Source organism: Bacillus sp. JJ1562, from assembly GCF_036962705.1.
GTDB lineage: Bacteria > Bacillota > Bacilli > Bacillales > Bacillaceae_L > Ferdinandcohnia.
The window spans coordinates 278643-280252 of the sequence record NZ_JBALOQ010000003.1; the positions used below are offsets into that span (position 1 = coordinate 278643).

Annotated in this window: 1 protein-coding gene; it reads left to right on the top strand. The window is 39.5% G+C overall.

All coding sequences use genetic code 11. The annotated features are described in order from the left end of the window. Nucleotides 1-367 precede the first annotated feature (367 nt). The gene (locus V7097_RS02305) at nucleotides 368-1351 is read left to right on the top strand and encodes a Gfo/Idh/MocA family protein (RefSeq protein WP_335701965.1); all 984 of its coding nucleotides are present in this window, start codon (nucleotides 368-370) and stop codon (nucleotides 1349-1351) included. The last annotated feature ends 259 nt before the right edge of the window (nucleotides 1352-1610 follow it).

Consider the following 1610-nt stretch of genomic DNA (forward strand, 5'->3'; position numbering starts at 1 on the left):
GCGTTCTTAGTCTTTGATCTTATGCGAGATACAGTGAAACTTCAATCTGTGGATGCATTTGGCACAGATTGTTAGTTGAACGAATCAGGCTTTTACTGGCAATTTGCCCTCCATGAGGGCTTAGTGCCAGTTAATGCTGGAAAATTTCCTCTGAAAAATCGTGGCATCCGCCGGAGGCTTTACTATATTCAGTCAAAGTTCGGACCCACATCGAAATTGGATCCTCTTTTTACATTCATACACACTTATAAATGTAGAGGATTTCTACTGAATAAAGTTATGCTTTCCCATTTTATCATTTTTTTCAAGTTGTGTATGTTTGTTATAATGAGTATATGTTCTTATTTTTACATATGGAGGAAAATTTATGATTCGTTTTGGAGTTATTGGAACCAACTGGATTACAGATGCATTTTTAGAAGCGGCAAATTCAATCGAAGACTTTTCATTAACTGCTGTTTATTCACGAACTGAGGAACGCGCAAAAGAATATGCCGAAAAATATCAAGTACCCTATACCTTTACTTCAATTGAAGAAATGGCACAATCTGATGTATTGGATGCAGTATACATTGCAAGTCCAACTTCCTTTCATGCCTCTCAAGCAATTATTCTATTGAATCATGGCAAGCATGTTCTCTGTGAGAAACCGATGGCCTCAAATACGAAAGAGCTAAAGGAAATGATTCAAGCTGCGAAAAAGAATCAAGTGCTCTTAATGGAGGCTTTGAAGTCAGGATTTCTCCCTTCTTATTCAAGCATTCGAGAGAATTTACATAAAATCGGTCCGGTACGCCGCTATTTTGCGAGTTATTGCCAGTATTCGTCCCGCTATGATGCCTATAAGGAAGGTACGATCTTAAATGCATTCAAACCTGAATTTTCAAATGGTTCGTTAATGGATATTGGCGTGTACTGTGTGTATCCGATGGTGCAATTATTTGGAAGGCCAGATTTGATCAAAGCAAGTGGATTGATGCTTGATTCTGGAGTGGATGGTGAAGGTAGTATTCTTGCACACTACAAAGAGATGGAGGGAATGATGATGTTTTCGAAAATCACCAATTCCTATATCCCGTCTGAAATTCAGGGTGAAAATGGCAGTATTCTCATCGATAAAATATCATCGCCTGAAAAAGTAGAAATTCACTATCGGGATGGCAGAGTGGAAGATATCTCAATCCTCCCTGAGCAGCATACTATGTACTACGAAGCAAGGGAATTTATAGAGCTTGTTAAAAAGGGGTTACTCGAGTCAACTGTAAATTCTTATGAAAACTCACTTGCCGTGATGGAAATACTTGACGAAGCCCGGAACCAAATGGGGCTCGTGTTTCCGGCAGACAAATAAAAAAATGGGCTTGGGTGTGAATTCTGCAGGAAAAATAAATACTTATTTCTAATGCTCGAACCTTGATTCAGACTTTGTGTGTTGAAATCGGATTCTGTGTCAGAATCAACGGCTCTTTCAGACTCAAGCTAACGTCTTCAACCGACTTGTGTCAGAATCATCAGCTCTTTCGGACTCAAGCTAGCGTTTTCAACTGACTTGTGTCGGAATCATCGATGCTTTCGGACTCAAGTTGGCGTCTTCAACTGACCTTGTGTCA

Bases quoted from the DNA above. Each gene is read 5' to 3' on its own strand.
- V7097_RS02305 (WP_335701965.1), top strand. From the start codon at position 368: ATGATTCGTTTTGGAGTTATTGGAACCAACTGGATTACAGATGCATTT.